Below are 22,811 nucleotides of genomic sequence, written 5' to 3'. Positions count from 1 at the left end.
CGTGGATCACGCGAATGAATTGACTCCGGATGTTTGATCCACAGCCAAGTCAGGTTATCCACAGGGGAATTGGCGACTCTGTGGACAACGAGCCATCGATTCAAGGGGTTTCGTCAAGATCCACTGATGCGGCCCGACTTGCGGCAAAGTCGTCCAAGGCGCGGGCCCGCACCTCACGTTCGGTGGCCAGCGCGATGAACTCGGCCGCCTTCCCCGGACCAACGAGCTTCTCCACGGCCCGCATCGTCCCCGCCGGAATCGTCACGGACCGTGCCTCCTCGCTCACGTGCGGAGCCTCGCCCGTGCCGAGGTGCTCACGCAGGTGCCGCACCGCGAACAGGCGCATCGCGCGGGCGAGTTCGGCGTCCACGGACTGGCGGGCGAGCGGCCGCAGACGTCGTACGAGCGAGGCGGCCTCGGCGGCGTCCGCGTCGGTCGGACGGTGCGGTCCGTCCAGGTAGCGGGCGAAGATGTGCTCCGTGGTGAACTCCAGGAAACGGGCCGCGATGTGCTCGACCTGACCTCTCAACTCCCGTAGATGTCCCGAGATCGCGGACAGGGGAACCCCGGCCGCATGCAACTCGACGGCCACGGCGAGCTCTTGGGGGCTGGGCACGAGGAACGAGTCGTCGTCGCCCGGCACCGGCTCCAGCACACCGAGTGCGACCGCCTCGGCGACCGCCGCGTCGTCGGGGGAGCCGCCGAACCGCTCGTCCAGCTCGGCGCGAGAGATCCGTACCGCCTCCTCGTCGGTCCACGGACCGTCGACCTCGGCGACCAGCCCGAGCACGCCGCCGAGGCCCCGCCCGGCGTCCCAGGCCTCCAGGAGCTCCTTGATCGAGGCCAGGGTGTAGCCGCGGTCCAGGAGATCGGCGATCTGGCGCAGACGGGCGAGATGCGCGTCGCCGTACACGTTCGCCCGGCCACGGCGCTCGGGGCGGGGGAGCAGACCGCGGTCCTGGTAGGCACGGATGGTGCGGACCGTGGCACCGCTGAGGTGCGCGAGGTCCTCGATCCGGTAGGCGGGCGCGGTCCCCGCCCCGGCTGCGGCCCGAAGCCCCAGGACTCCGGCACCCTCCTCGCTCATGCCGCCGCCCTCGCCGCCGGTGACCTGCGCAGATACTCGACCGCTCGGCTCAGCGACCCTTCCTGGGAGGGGTGGTACGACCGCTTGAAGTAGCGGGGTATCGCGGCCCCCAGCTCCCGCCACGTCGGCAGCAGGCCCTTGCGGACCGCCGCGTTGTGTGCGACGAGGGAGTAGCGCGGGTGGCTGGCGAGCTGCGGATCGTGACGTATCAGGTACGCCGTGCCCCACACCCACAGGTAGAGCATCACCGGCGCGGTGACGGCCATCGCGGCGAGGCGGCGGGCGTAGCGGGGTGTGCCGGTGCCGCCGCAGTGCTGGTACATGTCGAAGGCGACCGCGCGGTGCTCGACCTCCTCCGCGCCGTGCCAGCGCAGCAGATCGAGCATGACCTCGTCGGCGTCGGCCCGGTCCAGGGCGTCGGCGGCCAGCACCCAGTCGCCGAGCACCGCCGTGAACTGCTCGATCGCCGCGACGACGGCCAGCCGCCAGCGCAGCCACTCCGCCTGCGGTATGGGTGCGCCGAGCGGTGGGCGCTCGCCGAGCAGCCGCTCGAAGAGGAAGTCGACGTACTTCGTGAACTCCGCCGTGTCCAGCTGCTGTGCCTCGAGGTGGTCGAGCACATGCGCGTGCTGCACGCTGTGGGTGGCCTCCTGGCCCATGAACCCCTTGACGTCCGCCAGGAGTTCGGGATCCCGCACCAGCGGCAGACCCTCCTTGAAGACCTTCACGAACCACCGCTCCCCCGCCGGCAGCAGCAGATGCAGCACGTTGATGACGTGGGTCGCGGTCGGCTCGCCGGGGATCCAGTGCAGGGGTGTGCGGGTCCAGTCGAAGGACACGCGGCGTGGGGTGATGGCGTACCGGTGATCGCTCATAGCGGTGGCTCCAGCCGGGCGACGGCCCGCAGTGCGCGGGGCGTGAACCGGGACATGAGGTGGGCGCCGCGCGCCTCGGGTGTCACCGGGACGACGGCCTGGTTCTTCACCACCGCCCGCAGGATCGCGTCGGCGACCTTCTCCGGTGGGTAGTTCCGCAGCCCGTACAGCCGGGCGGTCTTCTTCTGGCGCCGCTTCTCCTCGGCGGCGTCGACCCCGGCGAAGCGTGCGGTCGAGGTGATGTTGGTGTTGATGAAGCCGGGGCATATCACCGTCACGCCGATGCCCTGTCCGGCCAGCTCCGCGCGCAGGCACTCGCTCAGCATCAGCACGGCCGCCTTGGAGGTGCTGTAGGCGGGCAGCGCCTTGGAGGGCTGGTACGCCGCCGCCGACGCGGTGTTGACGATGTGGCCGCCCTGTCCGCGCTCGGCCATCTGCTTCCCGAACAGGCGGCAGCCGTGGATCACGCCCCACAGGTTGACGTCGAGGACCTTCTTCCAGTCCTCCGGGGTGGTGTCCAGGAAGGAGCCGGACAGGCCGATCCCGGCGTTGTTCACCAGCACGTCCACCACGCCGTACTTGGCGGCGACCTTCTCGGCGAGCTTCTCCATGGCCTGCCCGTCGGAGACGTCGACGGTCTCCGCCCACGCTTCGGGGGCGCCGACCAGCCGGGACAGCTCGGCGGTGCGCGCCGCGGCCTCCGCGTCCCGGTCGACGGCCACCACGCGCGCGCCCGCCTCGGCGAACGCGAACGCCGTGGCCCGCCCGATGCCGCTGCCCGCGCCGGTGACCAGGACGAGCTGCCCGCCGAACCGGTCGGCGTGCCTGCCCGTGGCGCTCACCTGCGGTCTGCCGCCCTCGATGGCGGTCACGAACTCGGAGATCCACGCCTTCAGTTGGTCGGGTCGGGAACGCGGGACCCAGTGCTTGGCGGGGAGCGTGCGGCGGGTCAACTGCGGAACCCACTCCTCCAGTCCGTCGTACAGCTTCTCCGACAGGAACGCGTCCCCCAGGGGCGTGATGAGCTGCACGGGCGCGTGCGCGTAGGCGTCCGTGCGGGGCCTGCGCAGCCTCGGCCGTACGTTGTCCCGGTACAGCCATGCTCCGTGGGCCGCGTCCCTGGGGAGCGAGGCGGTCGGGTAGCCGTCGCCGGGTAGGCGCTCGACGCGTTCCAGAATGCGCGGCCAGCTCTTGCCGAGGGGACCGCGCCAGGCCAGTTCGGGCAGGACCGGCGTGTGCAGCAGATACACGTACCAGGACTTGGCGCCCTGGCCCAGCAGCTGGCCCACCCGGCGCGGGCTGGGGCGCTTCACGCGCGCGTGGATCCAGTGCCCGAGGTGGTCCAGGGACGGCCCGGACATCGAGGTGAAGGACGCGATGCGTCCCTCCGTGCGCTGGACGGTGACGAACTCCCAGGACTGCACCGAGCCCCAGTCGTGCCCCACCAGATGCACCGGCCGGTCCGGGCTGACCGCGTCCACGACCGCCAGGAAGTCGTCCGTCAGCTTCTCCAGCGTGAACCCGCCGCGCAGCGGCCGGGGTGCCGTGGACCGGCCGTGGCCCCGGACGTCGTACGCCACGACATGGAAGCGGTCGGCGAGGCCGGCGGCGACCTCGGACCACACCTCCTTGCTGTCGGGGTAGCCGTGCACGAGGACGACCGTCGGCCGGTCCGGGTCCCCCAGCTCGGCGACGCACAGCTCGACCCCGCCGGTGCGCAGCCGGCGCTCCCGCGCCCCCTTCAGCACCGTCACTTGTCCTCCGCCCAGCGCCGCACATGCGGCAGATCGTCGTCCAGCCAGAAGGCGCTCTGCTCGGGGTCCTTGGAGTCGGTGACGACCAGGATCTCCTCGAACTTCGCGCCCGTACCCCGGAAGCCGAGATGGGGTTCGACCGCCCACAGGCCCGGCTGCGGCGGGTGGTCGGAGAAGCGGTACGGCGACCACAGCGGCGACCAGCCCTCGCGGTGGCCGTGCAGCGCGTCGCTCGCCAGGCCCTTCAGGGACTGGGTGCCGAACCCGAACACATGCGGCGACCAGCGGCGCTCCTTGACCCGGTCCACCTTGTGGGCGATCACGCCGAACGGGTAGGCGCGGTGCCGGTTGGCGTAGCCCTGGCGGGCCATGAGCCGGTCCACGTCCTCGTAGATCTCCCTGAGCGGGCGGCGCTCGCGCACCTCGCGCAGGATCAGCTCACGGTGCGCCTCCAGGTCGGCCATCAGCTTGTCCTGCACGGGGTTGAGGCCGAGCGAGCCGGAGTAGCCGACGTCCGCCGTGCAGCCCTCGAACACCGGGGCCAGGTCCAGGATGAACGGCATCCCGGGCTCGAGCCGGCGGTTGGTGGGGAAGAACTGCAGCGGAATGCGGAAGTTCACGAACGCCGTGCGGTCGCCGAACCAGGCGAAGGGCAGATGGAACCAGTCCCGCACACCCCGCTCACGCAGCCACTCGCGCTGCATCCGCGCCGCCTCGCGCTCGGTCACCCCCGGCTGCAACCGGGCCGCGACCGCCTCCGCGCACTCGTACGCCAGGCGCTGCACTCTCCGGAACTTCCGCAGCTCCGCGGCGCGTTCACCTGCAACAGCCGTCGTCATCCGACACCGCCCCCTGTCCACGCTGACCGCGGTACGTGTCCGTAACTTGACACTGGCGAATGTGACAGTTGTTGGAGGCTGCGTCAATAGGCCTGTGCGGGCCTGTGGACAACGCCGCCCATGTGGAAAAGACGGCGGCGTTGTTCGACCTCAGGGTGACCCTTAGGGCCCCGTAATACTCGAGAGGGACACCAAGACGGCTCTCCGGTCTGACGACCGGAGTGGTTCGCGTCACTACCGTCTTACACGTGACTGTGATCGCGACCGAAAGCCTGAGCAAGCGGTTCCCCCGGGTGACCGCGCTTGACCGGCTCTCCGTGGACGTCGGGCCCGGTGTGACCGGACTCGTCGGAGCCAATGGAGCCGGCAAGTCCACACTGATCAAGATCCTGCTGGGTCTGTCCCCCGCCACCGAAGGCCGTGCCGAAGTGCTCGGACTCGACGTCGCCACCAAGGGCGCCGCGATCCGCGAGCGAGTCGGCTACATGCCGGAACACGACTGTCTGCCGCCGGACGTCTCGGCCACCGAGTTCGTCGTCCACATGGCACGCATGTCCGGCCTCCCGCCCGCCGCCGCGCGCGAGCGCACCGCGGACACCCTGCGCCATGTCGGTCTGTACGAGGAGCGCTACCGCCCCATCGGCGGCTACTCGACCGGCATGAAGCAGCGCGTGAAGCTGGCCCAGGCCCTGGTGCACGACCCGCAGCTGGTCTTCCTGGACGAGCCGACCAACGGCCTCGACCCGGTCGGCCGCGACGAGATGCTCGGCCTGATCCGCCGGATCTACACCGACTTCGGCATCTCCGTCCTGGTCACCTCGCACCTGCTGGGCGAACTGGAGCGCACCTGCGACCACGTCGTCGTGGTCGACGGCGGCAAGCTCCTGCGCTCCAGCTCCACCACGGACTTCACCCAGATCACGACGACGCTGGCCGTCGAGGTCACCGACACCGACGAACACCCGGACGGCACCCGCGCGATGCGCGAGGCGTTGCACGCGCGCGGGGTGGACCTCCTCGACTCGGCGAGCGGCCTGCCGGGCGCCGGTCACATCCTGCTGCTCACCGCGCAGGGCGAGGAGACCTACGACCTCGTCCGTGACGTGGTGGCCGACCTCGGCCTCGGCCTGGTCCGCATGGAGCAGCGCAGGCACCACATCTCCGAGGTCTTCACGGACGAGGCGTCCCGACAAGGCAGCGACACCGACGCACAGCGGAAGGAGGCCGTCGGCCATGGCAGTTGAGCACCCCGTAGCGGCACCCCCGGGCGACCAGACCCGCATCCACAACATCGGCTACCGCAACTACGACGGCCCCCGCCTCGGCCGCTCCTACGCCACCCGCTCGCTCTACTCGCAGTCCCTGCGCGGCTCCTACGGCCTCGGCCGCTCGGTGAAGTCCAAGGTGCTGCCGATGCTGCTGTTCGTGGTGATGTGCGTGCCCGCGGCCATCATGGTCGCCGTCGCGGTCGCCACCAAGGCGAACGACCTGCCCGTCGACTACACCCGCTACGCGATCATCATGCAGGCCGTCATCAGCCTGTACGTCGCCTCGCAGGCACCCCAGTCCGTCTCCCGCGACCTGCGCTTCAAGACCGTACCGCTGTACTTCTCACGGCCCATCGAGACCGCCGACTACGTACGCGCCAAGTACGCGGCGCTCGCCTCGGCCATGTTCATCCTCACCGCCGCCCCGCTGATCGTGCTCTATGTGGGCGCGCTGCTGGCGAAACTCGACTTCGCCGACCAGACCAAGGGATTCGGCCAGGGACTCGTCGCCGTGGCTCTGCTCTCACTGCTCTTCGCCGGGATCGGCCTCGTCATCGCCTCGGTCACCCCGCGCCGCGGCTTCGGCATCGCCGCCGTGATCGCCGTCCTGACCATCTCCTACGGCGCCGTCTCCACGCTCCAGGCCATCGCCGACGCACAGGGCACGACCGACGCCATCGCCTGGATCGGCCTGTTCTCGCCGATCACGCTCATCGACGGAGTGCAGTCGGCGTTCCTCGGAGCCTCATCGGCCTTCCCAGGAGCCGTCGGCCCGTCCAACGGCGAGGGCGTGGTCTACGTCCTCGTCACCCTGGGCCTGATCGCCGCCTGCTACGGCCTTCTGATGCGCCGCTACCGAAAGGTCGGACTGTGACCACGCTCTCCATCGACCACGTCTCCCGCTGGTTCGGCAACGTGGTCGCCGTCAACGACATCACCATGACGATCGGCCCCGGCGTCACCGGCCTCCTCGGCCCCAACGGCGCCGGAAAGTCCACCCTCATCAACATGATGGGCGGCTTCCTGGCCCCCTCGACGGGCACCGTCACTCTCGACGGCCAGCCGACCTGGCGCAACGAGCAGATCTACCAGCAGATCGGCATCGTCCCCGAACGCGAGGCGATGTACGACTTCCTCACCGGCCGCGAATTCGTCGTCGCCAACGCCGAATTGCACGGCCTCGGCGCCAAGGCCGCCCAGAAGGCCCTGGCCACCGTCGAGATGGAGTACGCGCAGGACCGCAAGATCTCCACGTACTCCAAGGGCATGCGGCAGCGCGTGAAGATGGCCAGCGCCCTGGTCCACAACCCCTCGCTCCTGCTCCTCGACGAACCCTTCAACGGCATGGACCCGCGTCAGCGCATGCAGCTGATGGACCTGCTGCGGAAAATGGGCGACGAGGGCCGTACGGTCCTGTTCTCGTCCCACATCCTCGAAGAGGTCGAGCAACTCGCCCGCCACATCGAGGTCGTCGTCGCCGGACGGCACGCGGCCAGCGGCGACTTCCGCAAGATCCGCCGCCTGATGACCGACCGACCGCACCGCTACCTGGTGCGCTCCAGCGACGACCGCGCGCTGGCCGCCGCGCTGATCTCCGACTCGTCGACGTCCGGCATCGAAGTCGACCTGGCGGAGGGCGCGTTGCGCATCCAGGCCGTCGACTTCGGCCGCTTCACCGCGCTGCTGCCCAAGGTCGCCCGCGACCACGGCATCCGGCTGCTGACGGTCTCGCCGTCCGACGAGTCCCTCGAGTCCGTGTTCTCTTATCTGGTCGCGGCGTAGGAGGCCGAAGATGTACGACCCCACAGTCGCCCGACTCACCTACCGGGCACTGCTCGGCCGGCGCAGGGCCCTCATCCTGGGCGCCCTGCCCCTACTGCTCATCGTGATCTCCGTGATCGTGCGCGCCCTGGTAGGCACGGACGACCAGACCGCGGCGGACCTGCTCGGCGGCCTCGCGCTCGCCACCATGGTGCCGATCATCGGCGTCATCGCCGGCACCGGGGCGATCGGCCCGGAGATCGACGACGGCTCCGTCGTCTATCTGCTGTCCAAGCCGGTGAAACGCCCCACGATCATCTTCACCAAGCTGATTGTCGCGATCGCCGTGACCATGGTGTTCTCGGCGGTGCCGACCCTGATCGCCGGCTTCATCCTCAACGGCAACGGCCAGCAGATCGCCGTCGCCTACACGGTCGCCGCACTGGTCGCCTCCATCGCGTACGCCGCGCTCTTCCTGCTGCTGGGCACGGTGTCCCGGCACGCGGTGGTCTTCGGACTCGTCTACGCGCTGGTCTGGGAGGCCCTGTTCGGCTCCCTGGTCTCCGGCGCGCGCACGCTCAGCGTCCAGCAGTGGGCACTGGCCGTCGCTCACAAGGTCGCCGGCGGAGACATGGTGACCTCGGACGTCGGACTGACGACGGCCACGGTGCTGCTGGTCGTGGTGACGATCCTCGCCACCTGGTACGCCGGACAGAAGCTGCGGTCGCTGACGCTGGCGGGCGAGGAGTAGCCGCCCCGCTCATTGACAGGCACTTATTAGCAGGGACTTATTGACAGGGACTTCACTCCTGTCGGGACACACTGGGCACAACGGGGGACGCACGACTGGGAGGCACCGGGGATGGCAGGAGAGTCGACGCAGGGCCGCGGACAGCCGGAGTCGGGGGACGCCTGGGACGAGTTGGTCCTGGACGACGACTTCATACGCTCCGCCGAGACCTCCGAGCCGTCCGCCCGTGCCCGGATGCTCGCCGCCCGCTGGCGCAAGGAGAAGCCCGAGCCCCAGCCATGGCGGTCCGACGAGCCGCCCGCGGGGTGGTTCTTCAGCAAGTCCCGTCGGCGCTGGCGGCGGCGCCGTTAGCGGTCCCACGGCCGCCCCACGGCCGCCCCAAATTCAGTGGCGCCCAACTCGTCGTACAGGCACAGTGGTTGTGTCCACGACGCCGGGCGGTGAGAGTTCGGCGCCACGTTCTGGGAGAGGAGTTGCGCGATGTCCATGCACGGCAGTACACACAGCTCCCGACAGGGCAGCCCGCGGCGAGTTCCGGTGTAGTTACCCCACCGTCGAACCCGCTCCGCACGGGGAGCTGCCCGGGGCGGCCGCTTCGAGCACGCGGCGCGCTGCGCTTGCGTGGGCCGCCTTCCCTTTCGCCCCCTTGCGAAGGGGGCACCCTCCGCTGGGGCGCACGGAGTTGGCTGCGCAGCTCGGCGCGACGAGATGCCGCTGCGCCCACCCGTGCCGCCCCAGCGGCACGACTGCCCGCACCGGCGGCCGGTGTATGACACCGTTGCGGGAACTCACCCAGGGGCGCGGGGAACTGCGCGACCAGCCAAACTCAACCCGCGGCCAACAGACGGCCTCAACCCAGCAGACGCTCCACGACCACCGCGATCCCGTCGTCCTCGTTGGACGCCGTCACCTCATCCGCCACGGCCTTCAGCTCCTCATGGGCGTTGGCCATCGCCACCCCGTACGACGCCCACCCGAACATCGGCACGTCGTTCGGCATGTCGCCGAAGGCGATCGTCTCCGCGGCCTTGACCCCCAACCGCCGCGCCGCCAGCGACAGCCCCGTCGCCTTCGACAAGCCCAGCGGCAGCAACTCGACGATGCCCTCGCCGGCCATGGCGACGGTGACGAAACCGCCCGCGGCCTGCCGGGAGGCTTCCGCCAGCTCGTCGTCCGACAGCTCAGGGTGCTGGATGTAGATCTTGTTCAGGGGCGCCGTCCACAGATCCGACGCGTTCGTGAACGGGATCGACGGCAGCGCCCCCGTGACCGCGTAGCCCGGCCCGACCAGGACATCGCCGTCCAGCCCGTCCCGGCTCGCCGCCAGATACAGCGGCCCGACCTCCGCCTCGATCTTCGCCAGGGCCAACCCGGCCAGCTGCCGGTCCAGCGTCACCGACGTCAGCAGACGGTGCTGCCCGGCGTCGTACACCTGCGCGCCCTGGCCGCAGACCGCGAGGCCCTCGTAGCCGAGGTCGTCGAGGATGTGCCGCGTCCACGGGACCGCGCGGCCGGTCACCACGATGTGCGCGGCACCGGCCTCCGTGGCCGCGGCGAGCGCCTCACGGGTGCGTCGGGAGACCGACTCGTCGGACCGCAGGAGCGTTCCGTCGAGGTCGGTCGCGATGAGCCGATACGGGAAACCGGCGCTCACTTGGCCACCGGCTCCAGGACCTCTCGGCCGCCCAGGTAGGGACGCAGCACCTGGGGCACGTGGACCGAGCCGTCGGCCTGCTGGTGGTTCTCCAGGATCGCCACGATCGTGCGCGGTACGGCGCACAGCGTGCCGTTCAGCGTCGCCAGCGGCTTGACCTGCTTGCCGTCGCGGAAGCGGATCGACAGGCGGCGGGACTGGAACTCGGTGCAGTCCGAGGTCGAGGTCAGCTCCCGGTACTTGCCCTGGGTCGGGATCCACGCCTCGCAGTCGAACTTGCGGGCGGCCGAGGAGCCCAGGTCACCGGTCGCGACGTCGATGACGCGGAACGGCAGCTCCAGCGACGTCAGCCACTGCTTCTCCCACTCCAGCAGGCGCTGGTGCTCGGCCTGCGAGTCCTCCGGGGCGACATACGAGAACATCTCGACCTTGTCGAACTGGTGGACGCGGAAGATGCCCCGTGTGTCCTTGCCGTGCGAACCGGCCTCGCGGCGGAAGCAGGGCGAGAAGCCCGCGTAGCGCAGCGGGAGGCGGTCGGCGTCGATGATCTCGTCCATGTGGTACGCGGCGAGGGGTACCTCGGAGGTGCCGACCAGGTAGAGGTCGTCGTTGGCGAGGTGGTAGACGTCCTGGGCGGCCTGGCCGAGGAAGCCGGTACCGGCCATCGACTGCGGGCGGACCAGCGCCGGGGTCAGCATTGGCGTGAAACCGGCGGCCGTGGCCTGCGCGATCGCCGCGTTCACCAGCGCCAGTTCCAGGAGCGCGCCCACACCCGTGAGGAAGTAGAAGCGCGAGCCCGAGACCTTCGCGCCGCGCTCGACGTCGATCGCGCCGAGCAGCTGGCCGAGCTCCAGGTGGTCCTTGGGCGCGAAGCCCTCGGCGCCGAAGTCGCGGATCGTGCCGTGCGTCTCCAGCTCGACGAAGTCCTCCTCGCCGCCCACGGGGACGTCGGGGTGGACGAGGTTGCCCAGCCGGAGCAGCAGCTCCTGGGTCTCGGCGGCGGCGGCGTCGCGCTCGGCGTCGGCCGCCTTGACGTCGGCGGCGAGCTGGCTCGCCTTCTTCAGCAGCTCGGCCTTCTCGTCCCCCGAGGCCTTGGGGATCAGCTTGCCGAGCGCCTTCTGCTCGGCGCGCAGCTCGTCGAAGCGGACGCCGGACGACCTGCGCCGCTCGTCGGCAGACAGGAGGGAGTCGACGAGCGCGACGTCCTCTCCACGGGCGCGCTGCGACGCACGCACACGGTCGGGGTCCTCACGGAGCAGGCGAAGGTCAATCACGCGGCCAAGGCTACCGGTGCGGACTGACGGCACACGACTCACTATTCCGAGCGGTGTCCGAACTGACCATTACGTTGCGTTATGAGTGAATTGCCCCCTGTGTCAATAAAAGGCGTCTCACTCCCTGGAACGGGTCACCGGCCGGGCGCCCGGTTGACTCGATTTCCTTGCGGGGAACGGGACTTGGGGGACTCGTTGTCCACAGGGCTCCACGGTCCCGAAGAGTTATCCACAGGCTGTGCGAAAGATCTGTGGATGTCGCAAGTGATCATTCCGAATCGTCTCCGCCGACCGAAGAATTCCCGAGCCAAACCACCCCCAGGCTCACTTTCGGGTGGAAATGGGTCGCCCCAAAGGATTGACCCAAGGAAACGGGTGGACGAAGAGTGACCGCAGGGGCTGTGGACGAACTTGCCCGCTGTACGGCGATTTGTCGACTGAGTCGCGCTCCGTTGTCGACTTGTCCCCAGGTCGAGATGGCAGCCTGTGGATAACTCCTGTGGATAACGTAAATCAGCAGGTAGGACCGGCCGAAACCAGCCCGCAACCCGCGCGTCATGTCCCGTCTGCCTGCCCGGAACCAAGGCTCAGCCGCCCGGAACCGAGACTCAGCGACCCGGAAACCCGGGCTCAGAACCGCCCGTCCTGGCAGCGCGCCACCCACTCCGACGCCGACACGAACTCCTCGTCCGAGGTCCCCGTCAGCGGAGCCCGTACATCCCCCGGCTGCACATCGGCACGCGGATATGAACCGAGGAAGCGCACCTGGAGGCAGATCCGCTTGAGCCCCATCAGGGCCTCGGCGACCCTGCGGTCCGAGATATGGCCCTCGGCGTCGATACAGAAGCAGTAGTTGCCGATGCCGGCGCCGGTGGGCCGGGACTGGAGCAGCATCAGGTTGATGCCCCGGGTGCCGAACTCGCCCAGCAGATCGCGCAGCCCACCGGGGTGGTCGTCGCGCTGCCACAGCACGACGGACGTCTTGTCCGCGCCGGTCGGCGCCGCGGGCCGGGCGGGCCTGCCCACCAGCACGAATCGGGTCTGGGCGTTCTCGGCGTCGTGGATCCCGGTCTCCAGGGCCTCGAGGCCGTACCGGGCGGCGGCGAACTCGCCGGCGAAGGCGGCGTCGTACTGGCCCTCCTGGACCAGGCGTGCGGCGTCCGCGTTCGAGGCGGCCGACTCCCAGTGCGCGTCCGGGAGGTTGTTCTTCAGCCAGTTGCGGACCTGCGGCTGGGCCGCCGGATGCGCGGAGACCGTCTTGATGTCCGACAGCTTCGTGCCCGGCCGGACCAGAAGCGCGAAGGTGATGGACAGCAGCACCTCGCGGTAGATCATCAGCGGGGCGCCCGCGACCAGTTCGTCGAGCGTGGTCGTGATGCCGCCCTCGACGGAGTTCTCGATCGGTACGAACGCGGCCTCGGCCTCACCGCCGCGGACCGCGTCGAGCGCGGACTGCACGGACACGTAGGGGATCAGCTCCCGGGTGGCCGCCTCGGGAAGGGTGCGCAGGGCGACTTCGGTGAAGGTGCCTTCAGGGCCGAGATACGCATAGCTGGCTGGCATGACCTCACCCTAATGGGCCCCCGGTGACACAGCCCACGCATCTCACCGGAGCCTCTCGGGCCGCCACACTCACCCCTCCAGCAACCCCTGCCCCACGTACTCCCCCTCCGCGGCCCCACCCGGCACCGCGAACAGCCCGCTCGCCTCGTGCTGGATGAACTTCGACAGCGCGTCCCCCCGGTCCAGCTTCCGCTGCACGGTCACGAAGCCACGCAGCGGATCGGCCTGCCAGCAGACGAACAGCAGCCCCGCGTCCGGCACGCCGTCGGTGTCGAAACCGTCGTGGTACGAGAAGGGCCGCCGCAGCATCGCGGCCCCGCCGTTCTGGTCGGGCCGGGTGATGCGCGCATGGGCGTTGATCGGGACGACGAGATTCCCTTGCGCGTCCGTCTTCTCCAGGTCCATCTCGGTCGTCTCGCCTCCCCCGGACAGCGGCGCCCCGTCGGACTTGCGGCGCCCGATGACGTCCTCCTGGGCCTTGACCGAGAGCTGCTCCCAGTCGTCGAGAAGCATGCGGATGCGTCGTACGACGGCGTAGGAGCCGTTCGCCATCCACTCCGGGTCCTTCGACGGGGACTCCGGCACGAAGATCCGCTGGTCGAAGTCGGACTCGCTCGGCTTGGGGTTGCGGGTGCCGTCGATCTGGCCCATGAGGTTGCGTGCCGTCATGGGGTGGGCGGTGGCGCCCGGCGAGCGGTTGAAGCCGTTCATCTGCCAGCGGATGCGGGCCGCGCTGCCCGCGTCCTTCTGGATGGCGCGCAGCGCGTGGAAGGCGACCAAGGCGTCGTTGGCGCCGATCTGGACCCACAGGTCGCCGTTGCTGCGGTTCTTGTCGAGGTGGTCGGAGGAGAAGTCGGGCAGTGGGTCGAGGGAGACCGGCCGCTGTTTCTCCAGGCCGGTACGGGCGAAGAAGCTGTGCCCGAAGCCGAAGGTGACCGTCAGTGAGGACGGCCCGGCGTCCCGCGCCACATCCGTGTCGTCCTGCTTCGCCGCCTCCCCCGCCATCAGCCGCCGTGCTGTCTCCGACCAGCGTCGCAGCAGCGCGGCCGCTTCCTTGCGTCCCGCGCCCGCCGTCAGGTCGAAGGCGATCAGGTGCCCGCGAGCCTGCAGCCCCTCGGTGATGCCGGGCTGATGTTTCCCGTGAAACATCGCCTGCCCGGCGCCGAGCGAGGTCAGTGGCGTGGCCTCGGAGGGCGCCGCCGTGTACCCCACGGCACCGCCCGCCGCGCCGAGGACGAGCCCGGTGGCACCGGCGGTGCCGAGGAGCTTCCGCCGTGAAATGCCCTCGTGAGCGGCAGGAGCCGCGTCAGGGGCATCCGGTGTACGGGCCCCAGGGATGGACGTGTGGTCAGCCATGTTGGTGGTTCAGCCGATCTGCGCGTTCTTGTCGACGGTCACTTGGTCGATGTCGGAGGTCCGTACGGTCACGGCGACCTTCCACTCGCCGGCCATGGGGATCTGCACTCCGGTCGCCGACCAGTGGCCGGTGGTGATGTGGTCGGGGGTGACGGGCAGTGGCCCGATGTCCTTGGCCTCGAGGGTGAAGGCGACCTTCACCTCGGGGATGTCGAAGGCCCGGCCGTTGGGCCGCTGCACGTAGACGTGCATCTCGTTGCCGCCCACGCGCGCGGGGTCCAGGTCGATCCGTACGAGGCCCTTGCCGTCCTCGCCGCCCGTGTCGAACGGCATGTCCAGGGTCAGCGCCCCGGACGCCGATTCCGAGGCGGAAGCGGCGGACGAGGATGCGGCCTTGGCGTCCTCCTCGGTGCGTCCCGGCTCGGTCTGCGTCAGCACGGTGGTGACGGCAAGCAGGACGACGGCGACGCCCGCCTCCGCGAGCACGGAGCGCCGTAGCCCGAACCGGTTCGGATCGGCGTCCCGTGACTGCTTCTGCCGCGCCGCGTCCATCGCGGCCTGCTGCCGGGCGAGCTGCGCGGCCCGCTCGGAGTCGCCGTCTGCCTGCTTCGAGCCAGTGCCGGCCCGGGCGCCGGCAGGCTCCTTCGCCACGACCTCGGCCGCCGCGGGCACGGTCTCCGCCAGCCGGGCCGTCCACCGCCGTGAGAGGTACGCGACGCCGACGAGCAGCACCACGAGCCCGATCTTGACGAGCAGCAGTTGGCCGTACGTCGTGTCGGTGAACGCCGACCAGGAGCCGAGCTGGCGCCAGGACTGGTAGATCCCGGTGGCGACCAGCGCGACGACGCTGCTGAAGGCGACGGTCGAGAAGCGGCGTACGGCGGTGGAGTCGAGCGGGTTGTCCGCGGGCGCCCGGTACAGCGCGAGGAGCAGCGCGGTGAGTCCGCCGAGCCAGGCGGCGACGGCGAGCAGGTGGAGGACGTCGACCGGCATCGCGATCCCGGCCTGGATGCCGACGGAGGCGTGCTCGGACATCGCCCAGCTGGCCGCGAGCCCGGCGGCCACGACGACCCCGCCGACCGCGAGCCCGAAGGTCAGGTCCCGCTTCTCCTCTTCTTCCCGCTTGTCGTAGGCCCCGAAGAGCACCGCGATGAACAGCGCCGCCGCGGCGAGCAGCAGGAGCCGGGAGACGAGGGCCGCGCCGGTCTTGGTCTGGAGGACCTGTCCGAGCAGGTCCAGGTCGAAGATGTCGCCGACCTTCCCGCTGCTGGTGTAGGAGCCGCGCAGGAGGAGCAGCCCGAGGGTGGCCGCGGTGAGCGTGATCCATCCGGAGACGACGAGCCGTTGCAGGGCCCGCACCCCGGAGCCGCGCTGCCAGCAGGCCAGGACGAAGGCGGCGCCGCCGACCAGCACGATGAAACCGGCGTACGACATGTACCGCCCGAACCCGTACAGCCAGCCGACGACCCCGCCGCCCACGGTCTCGTCGGCCACCGAGACGGAGGTGGAGGAGGGGGCGCCGATGGAGAAGGTGTAGGCGCCGGCGACGGGATGGCTGTCCGCGGAGACGACCTGGTAGGAGACGGTGTACGTGCCGTCGGGCAGGCCGCTGTGCAGCTTCACGGCGTACGTCGTGCCGCTCACGTTGGACGGGGCGCCGCTGGTGACCTGCTTGCCCTTGGGGTCGAGCACGCGCAGCGAGTCGTCGGACATCGAGACCTGCTCGGTGAAGGTCAGCGACACCTGGGCCGGGGCCTTGTCGACCACCGCCCCCTGCTGGGGGTCGCTGCCGCTCAGCGCGGCATGCGCGGACGCCTGCCCGGCCCCGGTGAGGAGCAGCCCGGTCGCGGCCAGGAGCAGCAGCACCAGGGTCCGGACGCGGGGGGCGATGGTCTGTGTCACAGGTGGGTCCCTCCCTCAGTGCCCGGTCTTGGGGTTGTACGTCGCCGACTTCACCGGCATCTCAACCGTGATCGGGCCGGACTCGGCGAAGTGCAGTTCGACGGAGACCGTCTCGCCCTGCTTCGGCTTCCGCTTCAGCTTCTCGAACATCAGGTGGTTTCCGCCGCTCTTGAACACGAGTTGACCGTGTGCGGGTACGTCGAGGGAGGCGACCTCCTGCATCGCCGAGCCGACGGTCTCGTGGACGGTGACCGTGCCGGCGTCGCTGGTGGCGGAGGTCAGCTCGTCCTTGGTGCCGCCCGTGTTGTCGATGGTGAGGAAGCCCGCCGCCATGGAGTCCGAGACCGGCTGGGGCATGTAGGCGGCGCCGACGGACAGTTCGGGCTCGCTGTCCGCGGAGGCCGAGCCGCCGCAGCCGGCCAGGACGAGCGTGCTCACCAGGGCCGTGGCAGTCAGGGCGATCCGCTTCACGGGTTCTCACCCTTGATGAGCTTGGGGAGGTCGGCGGTGTAGTCGTCGACGGTGGCGTCCTCGCCGTAGAGGACGTAACCCCCGTCGGTCTTCGGGGAGAAGGCGATGACCTGGGTGCCGTGCGTGGAGACGATCTTGCCCTTCTCCTTGTGCGGCGGCTCGATGGAGATGCCCAGGGTGCGGGCGCCGGCCTGGATGGTGGCGAAGTCGCCGGTCAGGCCGACCACCTGCGTGTCGATGCCCTTGAGCCACTTGCCGAGCGCCTTCGCGGTGTCCCGGGCGGGGTCGGTGGTGACGAACACGACCCGCAGTTCGTCCTGTTCGGGCTTGGGCAGCTGCTTCTTGGCGACGGCGATGTTGTTCATCGTCAGCGGGCAGACGTCGGGGCAGTTGGTGTAGCCGAAGTAGAGCAGGGTCGGGTGGCCCTTGGTCTCCTTGCGGAAGTCGTACGACTTGCCATTGGTGTCGGTGAGGACGAGGTCCGGCTTCTCGAACGGCTTGTCGAGGACGGTGGCGGCCTTGTCGGAGCCGGTCTCCTCGGAGACCACGGCGACGGGCGAGTCGTCGCCGTCGCTGCTGCCGCAGGCGGAGAGGGTCAGGGTGGCGGCGGCGAGCAGCGCGGCTGCCGCGAACGTCTTCTTGCGCATAGCGAAATGTCCCATATGTGTGAACTCCGGCGCGCGCCGGGGGCGTACAGACGCCTATGAGATGCGTTGTACGCGCTCCCGGCGCGCACCGCGGGTGGCGGGCTCAGGCGTTGTCGGTGCGTCGGCGTCCGGCGAGCACGCCGTAGGCCACGCCCACCGCGCCGATGACGATGCCGACGATGCCGAGCACGCGGGCGGTGGTGTCGCTGCTGTCGGTCTCGGCGTCGGCGGTGGTGGTCGCGGCCGCTGCCGAGGCGTCGTCGGTGGGCTCCTCGCTGGCCTCAGAGCCGTGCGAGTGGCCGTCCTCCGCGGCGGCGGCCAGGGTCAGTACCGGAGCCGGGTTCGCGGGCTCCTCCTGGCCTTCTTGCTGCTCCTCGATCCAGCGGACGACATCGCCGTTGGAGTAGGTCTGGAGCGCCTTGAAGGTGAGGTCGTCGGCGTCCTCGGGCAGCGCGCCCATGGAGACCGGGAACTTCTCGAAGTAGCCGGGCTCGATGCCCTTGCCGGTGGCAGTCCAGGTGATCTTGGTGACTGCCTCGGAGAGCTTCTCGCCGTGCGACTCGACCGGCTTGTCCAGCTTGGACTTGGTGATCTTGATGTCCCAGCCGTTGACCGGTTCCGGCATCACGGAGGCCAGCGGGTGGTCGGTCGGGAAGCTGACCTCGAGCTTGGTGGTCGAGGCGTCGTCCTGCTCGTTGGGGACCTTGAAGTCGACCACGGCGTAACCGCCCTTGGCGGCGGTCCCCTCGGGCTGCACGGTGACGTGTGCGAACGCGGGGGAGGACAGGACGACGACGGCCGAGGCGGCGACGGCGCCGGCGGCGGCGAGACGAGAGGCCTTCATGCGGGCACTCCACTTCGAGTGAGATATCGCGGATTCCGGTGGTGAAGAGGGGTACACGCGCGCGTGGGTGCCCATTGAGCAAGGCTGCTGGAACGACCGGCACGCGCGTGTGCCGCGCGACGGCGGCCTCTTACGGATCCGTACCTCAGTACGTCGTGAAGGGGCGGGCGCGCGTCGCGTCAGGCGGCGAGAACGAGCCTGGCCGCGGGCGGGCCGCGTCTGATCACCGTGTGCTGGAGCGCGGTGGTGCGGGGCCGCGGCGGCGCGGGCGGCGCGGTGCGCGTCGGACGCGGACCGGCTTCCGGCGTGGCGGGCAGCCCGGCGCACAGGGCACGCGCCAGCGCGAGCGCCCCGCGCAGGGATCGTACGAGCGCTCCTTCGGCGACCCCGTGCGCCGACAGTTCCACGAGCCGCAGCAGCGCCAGGTCCCCCCGGCGCAGCAGCCACCCGGCGGCGATCGCCGCGAGGACATGGCCGAGCAGCATCGGCAGGGACGGCAACAGGGCTGACCCCGAGTCCGCGGACACGGGGGCCGACGCATGGTGGGTGTGCGTACCCGACGAGACGGGGGTGATCCGCGCCTCGGTGAGGATCCGGTGGGCCTGTGCGGGGCTGATCGCCGCTGCGGCGGACCCGCACACCAGCCGGGCGGCCTGCGCGACCAGCGAGGCGTCACCGGCGGAACCCGTCGTCGAGCCGGCCGAGGCGGTCGCGGCGTGCTGCCCGAGCCCGAACACCGAGTGCAGGACCACCTGCCCGACCGCGAGCAGTCCCGCGATCCCCGGCAGCGAACGCGCTCGCCCGGCGAGCGGCGCCGCCACCCCGAAGACCCCCAGGAATCCCGCGCCCAGCGTCCACAGCGGCACCGTGGCGCAGGAGGCGAGGGCGTGCCCGGCAGCGGCCAGCACGACGCAGACCGCGGCGAACACCGCGGCCCGCAGCACCCGGAGATCCCGTCCGGAGCGCGCCCAGCGCTGGTGGGGGGCAGTCATGGCGGGCCAATCATCGCACTGGCCCTACGGGTCCCATACGGCAGGTCCGCAAGATGGCGTACGACCGGAAGATCACCTTCTGGTGTGCCTCGCCCATAGATGCCCACCCCACATACACCGATCAACACCCCCGGCACATCGGCCGTATGGGCGGCATCACGTCAACGATGCGCTTACGCCCGGGCGCTTGCGGCAATACGTAACGGTATGTCGAGCCGCGGGCCGGGAGGCTGGAGCATGAGCATCTGGTGGTCACTCCATCTGCGGCGCGAGGCTGCGAGCGTTCCCCTCGCCCGACGGCTCCTCCTCGGCACGATGGAGAGCGCGGGCGTCGACCCCGACATCTCCTACGACCTCTCCGTCGCCCTCACCGAGGCCTGCGCGAACGCCGTGGAGCACGGCGGCGACACGGGGCACGGCGGCTCGTCGGAGGCCTTCCGCGTCACCGCCTACCTCGATGGCGAGAAGTGCCGTATCGAAGTGGCCGATTCAGGACCGGGCTTCACCGGACGGCCGAGCCCGCGCCCCTCCCACAGCGAAGCCGAGCACGGCCGCGGTCTGTACCTCATCCGGGAACTCGCCGACCACGTCCAGATCGGCAACAAGCCGGGACGTGGCGGCGCGGTGGTCAGCTTCGACAAGATCCTCAAGTGGCGGAATGACGCCCCCCTGGTGGCGGTCTGACGCCTGCGGCGGGTCAGCCGCCGAGGAGCGGTGCCGAGAAACGGCAGCTCACGGGCTGGGCATGGGCGGGGTCGAGGGCGTTGCCGACGAGTTGCAGGGCGTTGGAGTCGTAGGCGATCGACACGTGTTCGGAGAGGTCCTGGGGACAGACCTCCTGGAGAAGGATGTTGCGTACGGTCGCGCCCGGCCCCGCCTTGAGGAACTGGTGGTGGTACGGCGTGACGACCTCGTCGTATCGCGTGGTGATCACCGTGTAGTCGACGCCCGGCTGTGTGTCGCCGTCCCGGTCGAGCGTGGTGTGCACCTGGGATCCGACCATCTGGTCCGCGTACGCCTGCCCCGCGACGAGGGACACCGTCTGGTTGAGACCGAGTTCGGTGGTGAGGGTGCCCAGACCGGACGCGGTGGCGCCGTGGTTGGACGGGGCCAGGCCGATGAGCCGGCGGACCTTGTTGTGTGCCGTGTCCGCCGGGTTCGTACCGCCCTCGAACCGCAGGTACCAGCGGGGCAGCACACCGCCGCCCTGGGAGTGGCCGACCAGGTCGACCTGCTTGGCGCCGGTGGCTTCGAGCACCCGGTCGACATAGCGGGCGATCTCGCGGGCGGAGTCGGGAATGTGCCGTGTGGCCTTGAACGGAACTCCCGGCTGTCCGCCGTAGTTCGGCGCGAAGACGCAGTATCCGGCGTTCTTCAGCCAGGTGGACAGCGTGATCCAGTTCAGGTTGGCGTTCGACCAGGTGGCGTGCAGCAGGACGACAGGGCGGGGGTGAGCGGCGGTCGGCCGGCACTGCCAGTCGTTCGCCCCCGGTGGTGAGGCGTCCGGCTGGAGGGTTCCGCGGATCAGGGCCTCGGGGCCCGAGATGGTCGGTCCTCCGGGCGGTTTCGGGGCGTCGGCGGCGACCGACGTGGCCGGGGAGCCGAGTAGCAGGGCCGTGATCGCGCCGAGGGCTGCCAGCCAAGTGATCAGGCGGGAGCGCGGCACGGGCCGGACGGTGCTATGTGACATTTTACTGCTCCTAGTCAGAGTCCTGGTCACACGCAGACGCCCAAGATCATCAAGGAGCCGCCGTCAGGCCCATGGCCGACCCGCACCGCACCCACCCCCGTTGGAGTAGCGCTTTTCATACGTGCGGCTCTGCACGGACCCGTCACCTCGCTCTTCAGGGTCCTTAGGGTGGGCAGATGCAGATCGGAACCGAGGAACTGCCGGGCGGGGTGACACTCCGGCTCACCGCGCCGTCCGACGCGTCCGCGCTCTGCGAGGCCTACGTCGAGAACCGGGACTTCCTCGCCCCCTGGGAGCCGCGCCGCCCGGAGAGCTTCTTCACCGTCGAGGGACAGGCCGAACGCATCGACGCACGGATGCGGGAGTTCGCCGAAGGCCGACTCGTGCCCTGGGTCCTGGTATCCGACGCCCGGATGGTCGGGACCATCACGCTGACCGGCATCACCCTGGGGCCCTTCTGCAGCGCCTACCTCGGCTACTGGGTCGCCGCCGACCACCAGAAACGGGGCCTCGCGACCGCCGCCGTACAGCAGGTGTGCCGCATCGCCCGCGACCGCGTCGGACTGCACCGGATCGAGGCCACCACCCTGCTGCACAACACGGGATCCCAACGCGTGCTGGAAAAGTGCGGCTTCGAGCCGATCGGCAACGCCCCGCGCTACCTCCACGTCGACGGCCAGTGGCGCGACCACCGGATGTTCCAGCGGATCCTGCACGACGAGGACCCGCGGCTGTGAGACTTCAGGCTCCTCAGCATTCACAGCCGGAGCACAGCGCTGCCCCATCTCCCTGACGGACGGCGTCCCTACGTTCCCGACCATGACGGGAAACCACAAGAACAACACGATCACCCGGCGCCGCGCCCTCGCGCTGACCGGTGGCACGGTTGCGGCGGGCGGCCTCGCCGTCACCGGATACCAGACGGCCTTCGCCGACGAGACGACGACCGCCGAAGCGACCGCGACCGCCTCGGCGAGCGCCACCAGCGGCGCCTGCATGACGCTGATGTCGAGCGTCACGGAAGGCCCCTACTACCTCGACGGTGCCCTGGTGCGGAAGGACATCACCGAGGGCAAGAGCGGCGTCCCGCTGACCCTGCGCCTCACCGTCGTCGACGCCACCGACGGCTGCACCCCTGTCCCCGGCGCGGCCGTGGAGATCTGGCACTGCGACGCCTGGGGCTACTACTCCGGCTACACCACCGCCAACCCCGGCGGCTCGGCCCCCGCCGAGAGCGAGGACGGCTCGACGGCCAACGACCAGACCTATCTGCGCGGCTACCAGATCGCCAATGCCAACGGGGTCGTCAAGTTCGAGACGATCTTCCCGGGCTGGTACACCCCGCGCACCTGCCACATCCACGTGAAGGTGCACACCGGCGGCGAGAAGGAGGACGGCACCTACGAGGGCGGCAAGGTCAACTACACCGGCCAGTTCTTCTTCGACGACGACATCGCCCAGGAGATCTTCACTCTGGAGCCCTACGCCCAGCACTCCGGCAGCTACACCACCCTCGACAACGACATGGTGTACGACGGCGGCGGCGCGTCCAGCGGACTGCTCACCCTCAAACCGGTCAAGAAGGCCGACCCCTCCAAGGGCTACAAGGGCTTCCTCACCCTCGGCGTCGACCCCGACGCGGAGAACACGGGCGCGGGCAGCGGCGGTGGCGGCGAGGGCGGTACGCCGCCCACGGGCACCGCGCCGAGCGACGCCCCGTCGGCTTCGGCGTCCGTGTCCTCGTAGGTACGACGATGACGAGCCGCGAGGACGAGAGGCTGGCGCAGGCCGCCGTGACCGCGCTGACCGGACAGCTGGCGCTTGCTCCCAAGCCCGGCCTGCCCGACCCGCGTGACCTGGGCGCCCGCGCCACGCGCCAGGACCACCGTGCCCTGCGCTGGTCGGCCAAGGCGCTGGCGCCCGGCCTCGCGGCGATGGCCGCGGCGGCCCGCCGCACCGGCGAGCCCACGCCCGGACTACGTGCCGAACTGGGCGCGATCGGGCGCTGCACCGAGCACTCTGTGGGCCTCGCGGGCGGCGGCCACCGCGGTGCCCTGTGGGCGCTCGGCCTGCTGGTCGCGGC

23 protein-coding genes are annotated in these 22,811 nt (G+C 70.2%); 9 read left to right on the top strand and 14 right to left on the bottom strand.

Going from position 1 to position 22,811, the window contains the following annotated elements; translation table 11 throughout:
• Positions 1 to 100 precede the first annotated feature (100 nt).
• Genes AB0I98_RS16270 through AB0I98_RS16255 form a run of 4 tightly spaced genes read right to left on the bottom strand, consistent with a single transcriptional unit; the run spans position 101 to position 4,555 of the window.
• Positions 101 to 1,087 carry a MerR family transcriptional regulator gene (locus AB0I98_RS16270; protein WP_362941384.1) on the bottom strand — a complete coding sequence of 329 codons (987 nt, stop codon included), beginning with the start codon at positions 1,085 to 1,087 and terminating at the stop codon, positions 101 to 103.
• On the bottom strand, positions 1,084 to 1,962 hold the full coding sequence (locus AB0I98_RS16265) for a metal-dependent hydrolase (RefSeq protein WP_362941381.1): 879 nt from the start codon (positions 1,960 to 1,962) through the stop codon (positions 1,084 to 1,086). Before AB0I98_RS16265 ends, AB0I98_RS16270 begins: the two co-directional genes overlap by 4 nt.
• Positions 1,959 to 3,716, bottom strand: coding sequence for an SDR family oxidoreductase (locus AB0I98_RS16260; RefSeq protein ID WP_362941378.1), 1,758 nt, complete (start codon positions 3,714 to 3,716; stop codon positions 1,959 to 1,961). The genes AB0I98_RS16265 and AB0I98_RS16260 overlap by 4 nt, the downstream gene beginning before the upstream one ends.
• Positions 3,713 to 4,555: a M24 family metallopeptidase gene (locus AB0I98_RS16255; RefSeq protein WP_362941375.1), complete on the bottom strand. Its 843-nt coding sequence runs from the start codon at positions 4,553 to 4,555 to the stop codon at positions 3,713 to 3,715. Before AB0I98_RS16255 ends, AB0I98_RS16260 begins: the two co-directional genes overlap by 4 nt.
• A 254-nt stretch (positions 4,556 to 4,809) precedes the next feature.
• Between AB0I98_RS16255 and AB0I98_RS16250 the strand changes: the two genes are divergently transcribed.
• The 5 genes from AB0I98_RS16250 to AB0I98_RS16230 all read left to right on the top strand — a co-directional run bounded on the left by AB0I98_RS16250 (position 4,810) and on the right by AB0I98_RS16230 (position 8,686).
• Positions 4,810 to 5,799 (top strand): ABC transporter ATP-binding protein, encoded by a 990-nt coding sequence (locus AB0I98_RS16250; RefSeq protein ID WP_362941794.1) that lies wholly within the window; start codon positions 4,810 to 4,812, stop codon positions 5,797 to 5,799.
• Entirely contained in the window at positions 5,789 to 6,697 is a 909-nt protein-coding gene (locus tag AB0I98_RS16245; protein ID WP_362941372.1) for an ABC transporter permease, read from the top strand. The genes AB0I98_RS16250 and AB0I98_RS16245 overlap by 11 nt, the downstream gene beginning before the upstream one ends.
• The gene (locus AB0I98_RS16240; protein ID WP_362941369.1) at positions 6,694 to 7,605 is read left to right on the top strand and encodes an ABC transporter ATP-binding protein; all 912 of its coding nucleotides are present in this window, start codon (positions 6,694 to 6,696) and stop codon (positions 7,603 to 7,605) included. Before AB0I98_RS16245 ends, AB0I98_RS16240 begins: the two co-directional genes overlap by 4 nt.
• Positions 7,606 to 7,615: 10 nt before the next feature.
• Positions 7,616 to 8,335: an ABC transporter permease gene (locus tag AB0I98_RS16235; protein ID WP_362941366.1), complete on the top strand. Its 720-nt coding sequence runs from the start codon at positions 7,616 to 7,618 to the stop codon at positions 8,333 to 8,335.
• Positions 8,336 to 8,446: 111 nt separating this feature from the next.
• The gene (locus tag AB0I98_RS16230; protein ID WP_362941363.1) at positions 8,447 to 8,686 is read left to right on the top strand and encodes a hypothetical protein; all 240 of its coding nucleotides are present in this window, start codon (positions 8,447 to 8,449) and stop codon (positions 8,684 to 8,686) included.
• Positions 8,687 to 9,185: 499 nt separating this feature from the next.
• Here AB0I98_RS16230 and AB0I98_RS16225 read toward each other — a convergent pair whose 3' ends face one another.
• From AB0I98_RS16225 to AB0I98_RS16185, 9 genes are all read right to left on the bottom strand, one after another.
• On the bottom strand, positions 9,186 to 9,989 hold the full coding sequence (locus tag AB0I98_RS16225) for an HAD family hydrolase (RefSeq protein WP_362941360.1): 804 nt from the start codon (positions 9,987 to 9,989) through the stop codon (positions 9,186 to 9,188).
• On the bottom strand, positions 9,986 to 11,263 hold the full coding sequence (serS, locus tag AB0I98_RS16220) for a serine--tRNA ligase (protein WP_362941357.1): 1,278 nt from the start codon (positions 11,261 to 11,263) through the stop codon (positions 9,986 to 9,988). Before serS ends, AB0I98_RS16225 begins: the two co-directional genes overlap by 4 nt.
• Positions 11,264 to 11,893: 630 nt before the next feature.
• The gene (pheA, locus tag AB0I98_RS16215; RefSeq protein WP_362941354.1) at positions 11,894 to 12,826 is read right to left on the bottom strand and encodes a prephenate dehydratase; all 933 of its coding nucleotides are present in this window, start codon (positions 12,824 to 12,826) and stop codon (positions 11,894 to 11,896) included.
• Between the two features lie 69 nt (positions 12,827 to 12,895).
• The gene (efeB, locus tag AB0I98_RS16210; protein WP_362941351.1) at positions 12,896 to 14,182 is read right to left on the bottom strand and encodes an iron uptake transporter deferrochelatase/peroxidase subunit; all 1,287 of its coding nucleotides are present in this window, start codon (positions 14,180 to 14,182) and stop codon (positions 12,896 to 12,898) included.
• 9 nt (positions 14,183 to 14,191) lie between these two features.
• A complete protein-coding gene (locus AB0I98_RS16205) occupies positions 14,192 to 16,084 on the bottom strand; it encodes a copper resistance protein CopC (protein WP_362941348.1) in 1,893 nt (630 codons plus the stop codon).
• A gap of 15 nt (positions 16,085 to 16,099) precedes the next feature.
• Positions 16,100 to 16,555: a copper chaperone PCu(A)C gene (locus AB0I98_RS16200; RefSeq protein ID WP_362941345.1), complete on the bottom strand. Its 456-nt coding sequence runs from the start codon at positions 16,553 to 16,555 to the stop codon at positions 16,100 to 16,102.
• The gene (locus AB0I98_RS16195) at positions 16,552 to 17,202 is read right to left on the bottom strand and encodes an SCO family protein (protein WP_362941791.1); all 651 of its coding nucleotides are present in this window, start codon (positions 17,200 to 17,202) and stop codon (positions 16,552 to 16,554) included. Before AB0I98_RS16195 ends, AB0I98_RS16200 begins: the two co-directional genes overlap by 4 nt.
• A 103-nt stretch (positions 17,203 to 17,305) precedes the next feature.
• Positions 17,306 to 18,046 carry a YcnI family protein gene (locus AB0I98_RS16190; RefSeq protein ID WP_362941342.1) on the bottom strand — a complete coding sequence of 247 codons (741 nt, stop codon included), beginning with the start codon at positions 18,044 to 18,046 and terminating at the stop codon, positions 17,306 to 17,308.
• A gap of 179 nt (positions 18,047 to 18,225) precedes the next feature.
• Entirely contained in the window at positions 18,226 to 19,038 is an 813-nt protein-coding gene (locus AB0I98_RS16185; protein ID WP_362941340.1) for a hypothetical protein, read from the bottom strand.
• 237 nt (positions 19,039 to 19,275) lie between these two features.
• On the opposite strand from AB0I98_RS16185, the gene AB0I98_RS16180 reads away from it, so the two are divergent.
• Positions 19,276 to 19,722 carry an ATP-binding protein gene (locus AB0I98_RS16180; RefSeq protein ID WP_362941337.1) on the top strand — a complete coding sequence of 149 codons (447 nt, stop codon included), beginning with the start codon at positions 19,276 to 19,278 and terminating at the stop codon, positions 19,720 to 19,722.
• A gap of 13 nt (positions 19,723 to 19,735) precedes the next feature.
• On the opposite strand, the gene AB0I98_RS16175 is transcribed toward AB0I98_RS16180, so the two are convergent.
• Complete coding sequence (locus AB0I98_RS16175) at positions 19,736 to 20,728, bottom strand: alpha/beta fold hydrolase (protein ID WP_362941334.1); 993 nt, start codon at positions 20,726 to 20,728, stop codon at positions 19,736 to 19,738.
• A 176-nt stretch (positions 20,729 to 20,904) separates the two neighbouring features.
• Here AB0I98_RS16175 and AB0I98_RS16170 point away from each other — a divergent pair, with 176 nt between their 5' ends.
• The 3 genes from AB0I98_RS16170 to AB0I98_RS16160 form a co-directional block, all read left to right on the top strand.
• Complete coding sequence (locus AB0I98_RS16170) at positions 20,905 to 21,465, top strand: GNAT family protein (RefSeq protein ID WP_362941331.1); 561 nt, start codon at positions 20,905 to 20,907, stop codon at positions 21,463 to 21,465.
• Between the two features lie 82 nt (positions 21,466 to 21,547).
• Positions 21,548 to 22,474, top strand: a complete 927-nt coding sequence (locus AB0I98_RS16165; RefSeq protein ID WP_362941328.1) for an intradiol ring-cleavage dioxygenase — start codon at positions 21,548 to 21,550, stop codon at positions 22,472 to 22,474.
• Positions 22,475 to 22,482: 8 nt separating this feature from the next.
• The coding region (locus AB0I98_RS16160) for a triphosphoribosyl-dephospho-CoA synthase (RefSeq protein WP_362941325.1) at positions 22,483 to 22,811 on the top strand (329 nt) is incomplete at its 3' end.

It is taken from the genome of Streptomyces sp. NPDC050211 (genome assembly GCF_040656035.1).
Classification (GTDB): Bacteria; Actinomycetota; Actinomycetes; order Streptomycetales; family Streptomycetaceae; genus Streptomyces.
This window is presented reverse-complemented; position numbering and strand designations above follow the sequence as displayed.

Bases quoted from the DNA above. Each gene is read 5' to 3' on its own strand.
- AB0I98_RS16270 (WP_362941384.1), bottom strand. From the start codon at position 1,087: ATGAGCGAGGAGGGTGCCGGAGTCCTGGGGCTTCGGGCCGCAGCCGGG.
- AB0I98_RS16265 (WP_362941381.1), bottom strand. From the start codon at position 1,962: ATGAGCGATCACCGGTACGCCATCACCCCACGCCGCGTGTCCTTCGAC.
- AB0I98_RS16255 (WP_362941375.1), bottom strand. From the start codon at position 4,555: ATGACGACGGCTGTTGCAGGTGAACGCGCCGCGGAGCTGCGGAAGTTC.
- AB0I98_RS16245 (WP_362941372.1), top strand. From the start codon at position 5,789: ATGGCAGTTGAGCACCCCGTAGCGGCACCCCCGGGCGACCAGACCCGC.
- AB0I98_RS16235 (WP_362941366.1), top strand. From the start codon at position 7,616: ATGTACGACCCCACAGTCGCCCGACTCACCTACCGGGCACTGCTCGGC.
- AB0I98_RS16230 (WP_362941363.1), top strand. From the start codon at position 8,447: ATGGCAGGAGAGTCGACGCAGGGCCGCGGACAGCCGGAGTCGGGGGAC.
- pheA (WP_362941354.1), bottom strand. From the start codon at position 12,826: ATGCCAGCCAGCTATGCGTATCTCGGCCCTGAAGGCACCTTCACCGAA.
- efeB (WP_362941351.1), bottom strand. From the start codon at position 14,182: ATGGCTGACCACACGTCCATCCCTGGGGCCCGTACACCGGATGCCCCT.
- AB0I98_RS16195 (WP_362941791.1), bottom strand. From the start codon at position 17,202: ATGCGCAAGAAGACGTTCGCGGCAGCCGCGCTGCTCGCCGCCGCCACC.
- AB0I98_RS16190 (WP_362941342.1), bottom strand. From the start codon at position 18,046: ATGAAGGCCTCTCGTCTCGCCGCCGCCGGCGCCGTCGCCGCCTCGGCC.
- AB0I98_RS16185 (WP_362941340.1), bottom strand. From the start codon at position 19,038: ATGACTGCCCCCCACCAGCGCTGGGCGCGCTCCGGACGGGATCTCCGG.
- AB0I98_RS16180 (WP_362941337.1), top strand. From the start codon at position 19,276: ATGAGCATCTGGTGGTCACTCCATCTGCGGCGCGAGGCTGCGAGCGTT.
- AB0I98_RS16175 (WP_362941334.1), bottom strand. From the start codon at position 20,728: ATGTCACATAGCACCGTCCGGCCCGTGCCGCGCTCCCGCCTGATCACT.
- AB0I98_RS16170 (WP_362941331.1), top strand. From the start codon at position 20,905: ATGCAGATCGGAACCGAGGAACTGCCGGGCGGGGTGACACTCCGGCTC.
- AB0I98_RS16165 (WP_362941328.1), top strand. From the start codon at position 21,548: ATGACGGGAAACCACAAGAACAACACGATCACCCGGCGCCGCGCCCTC.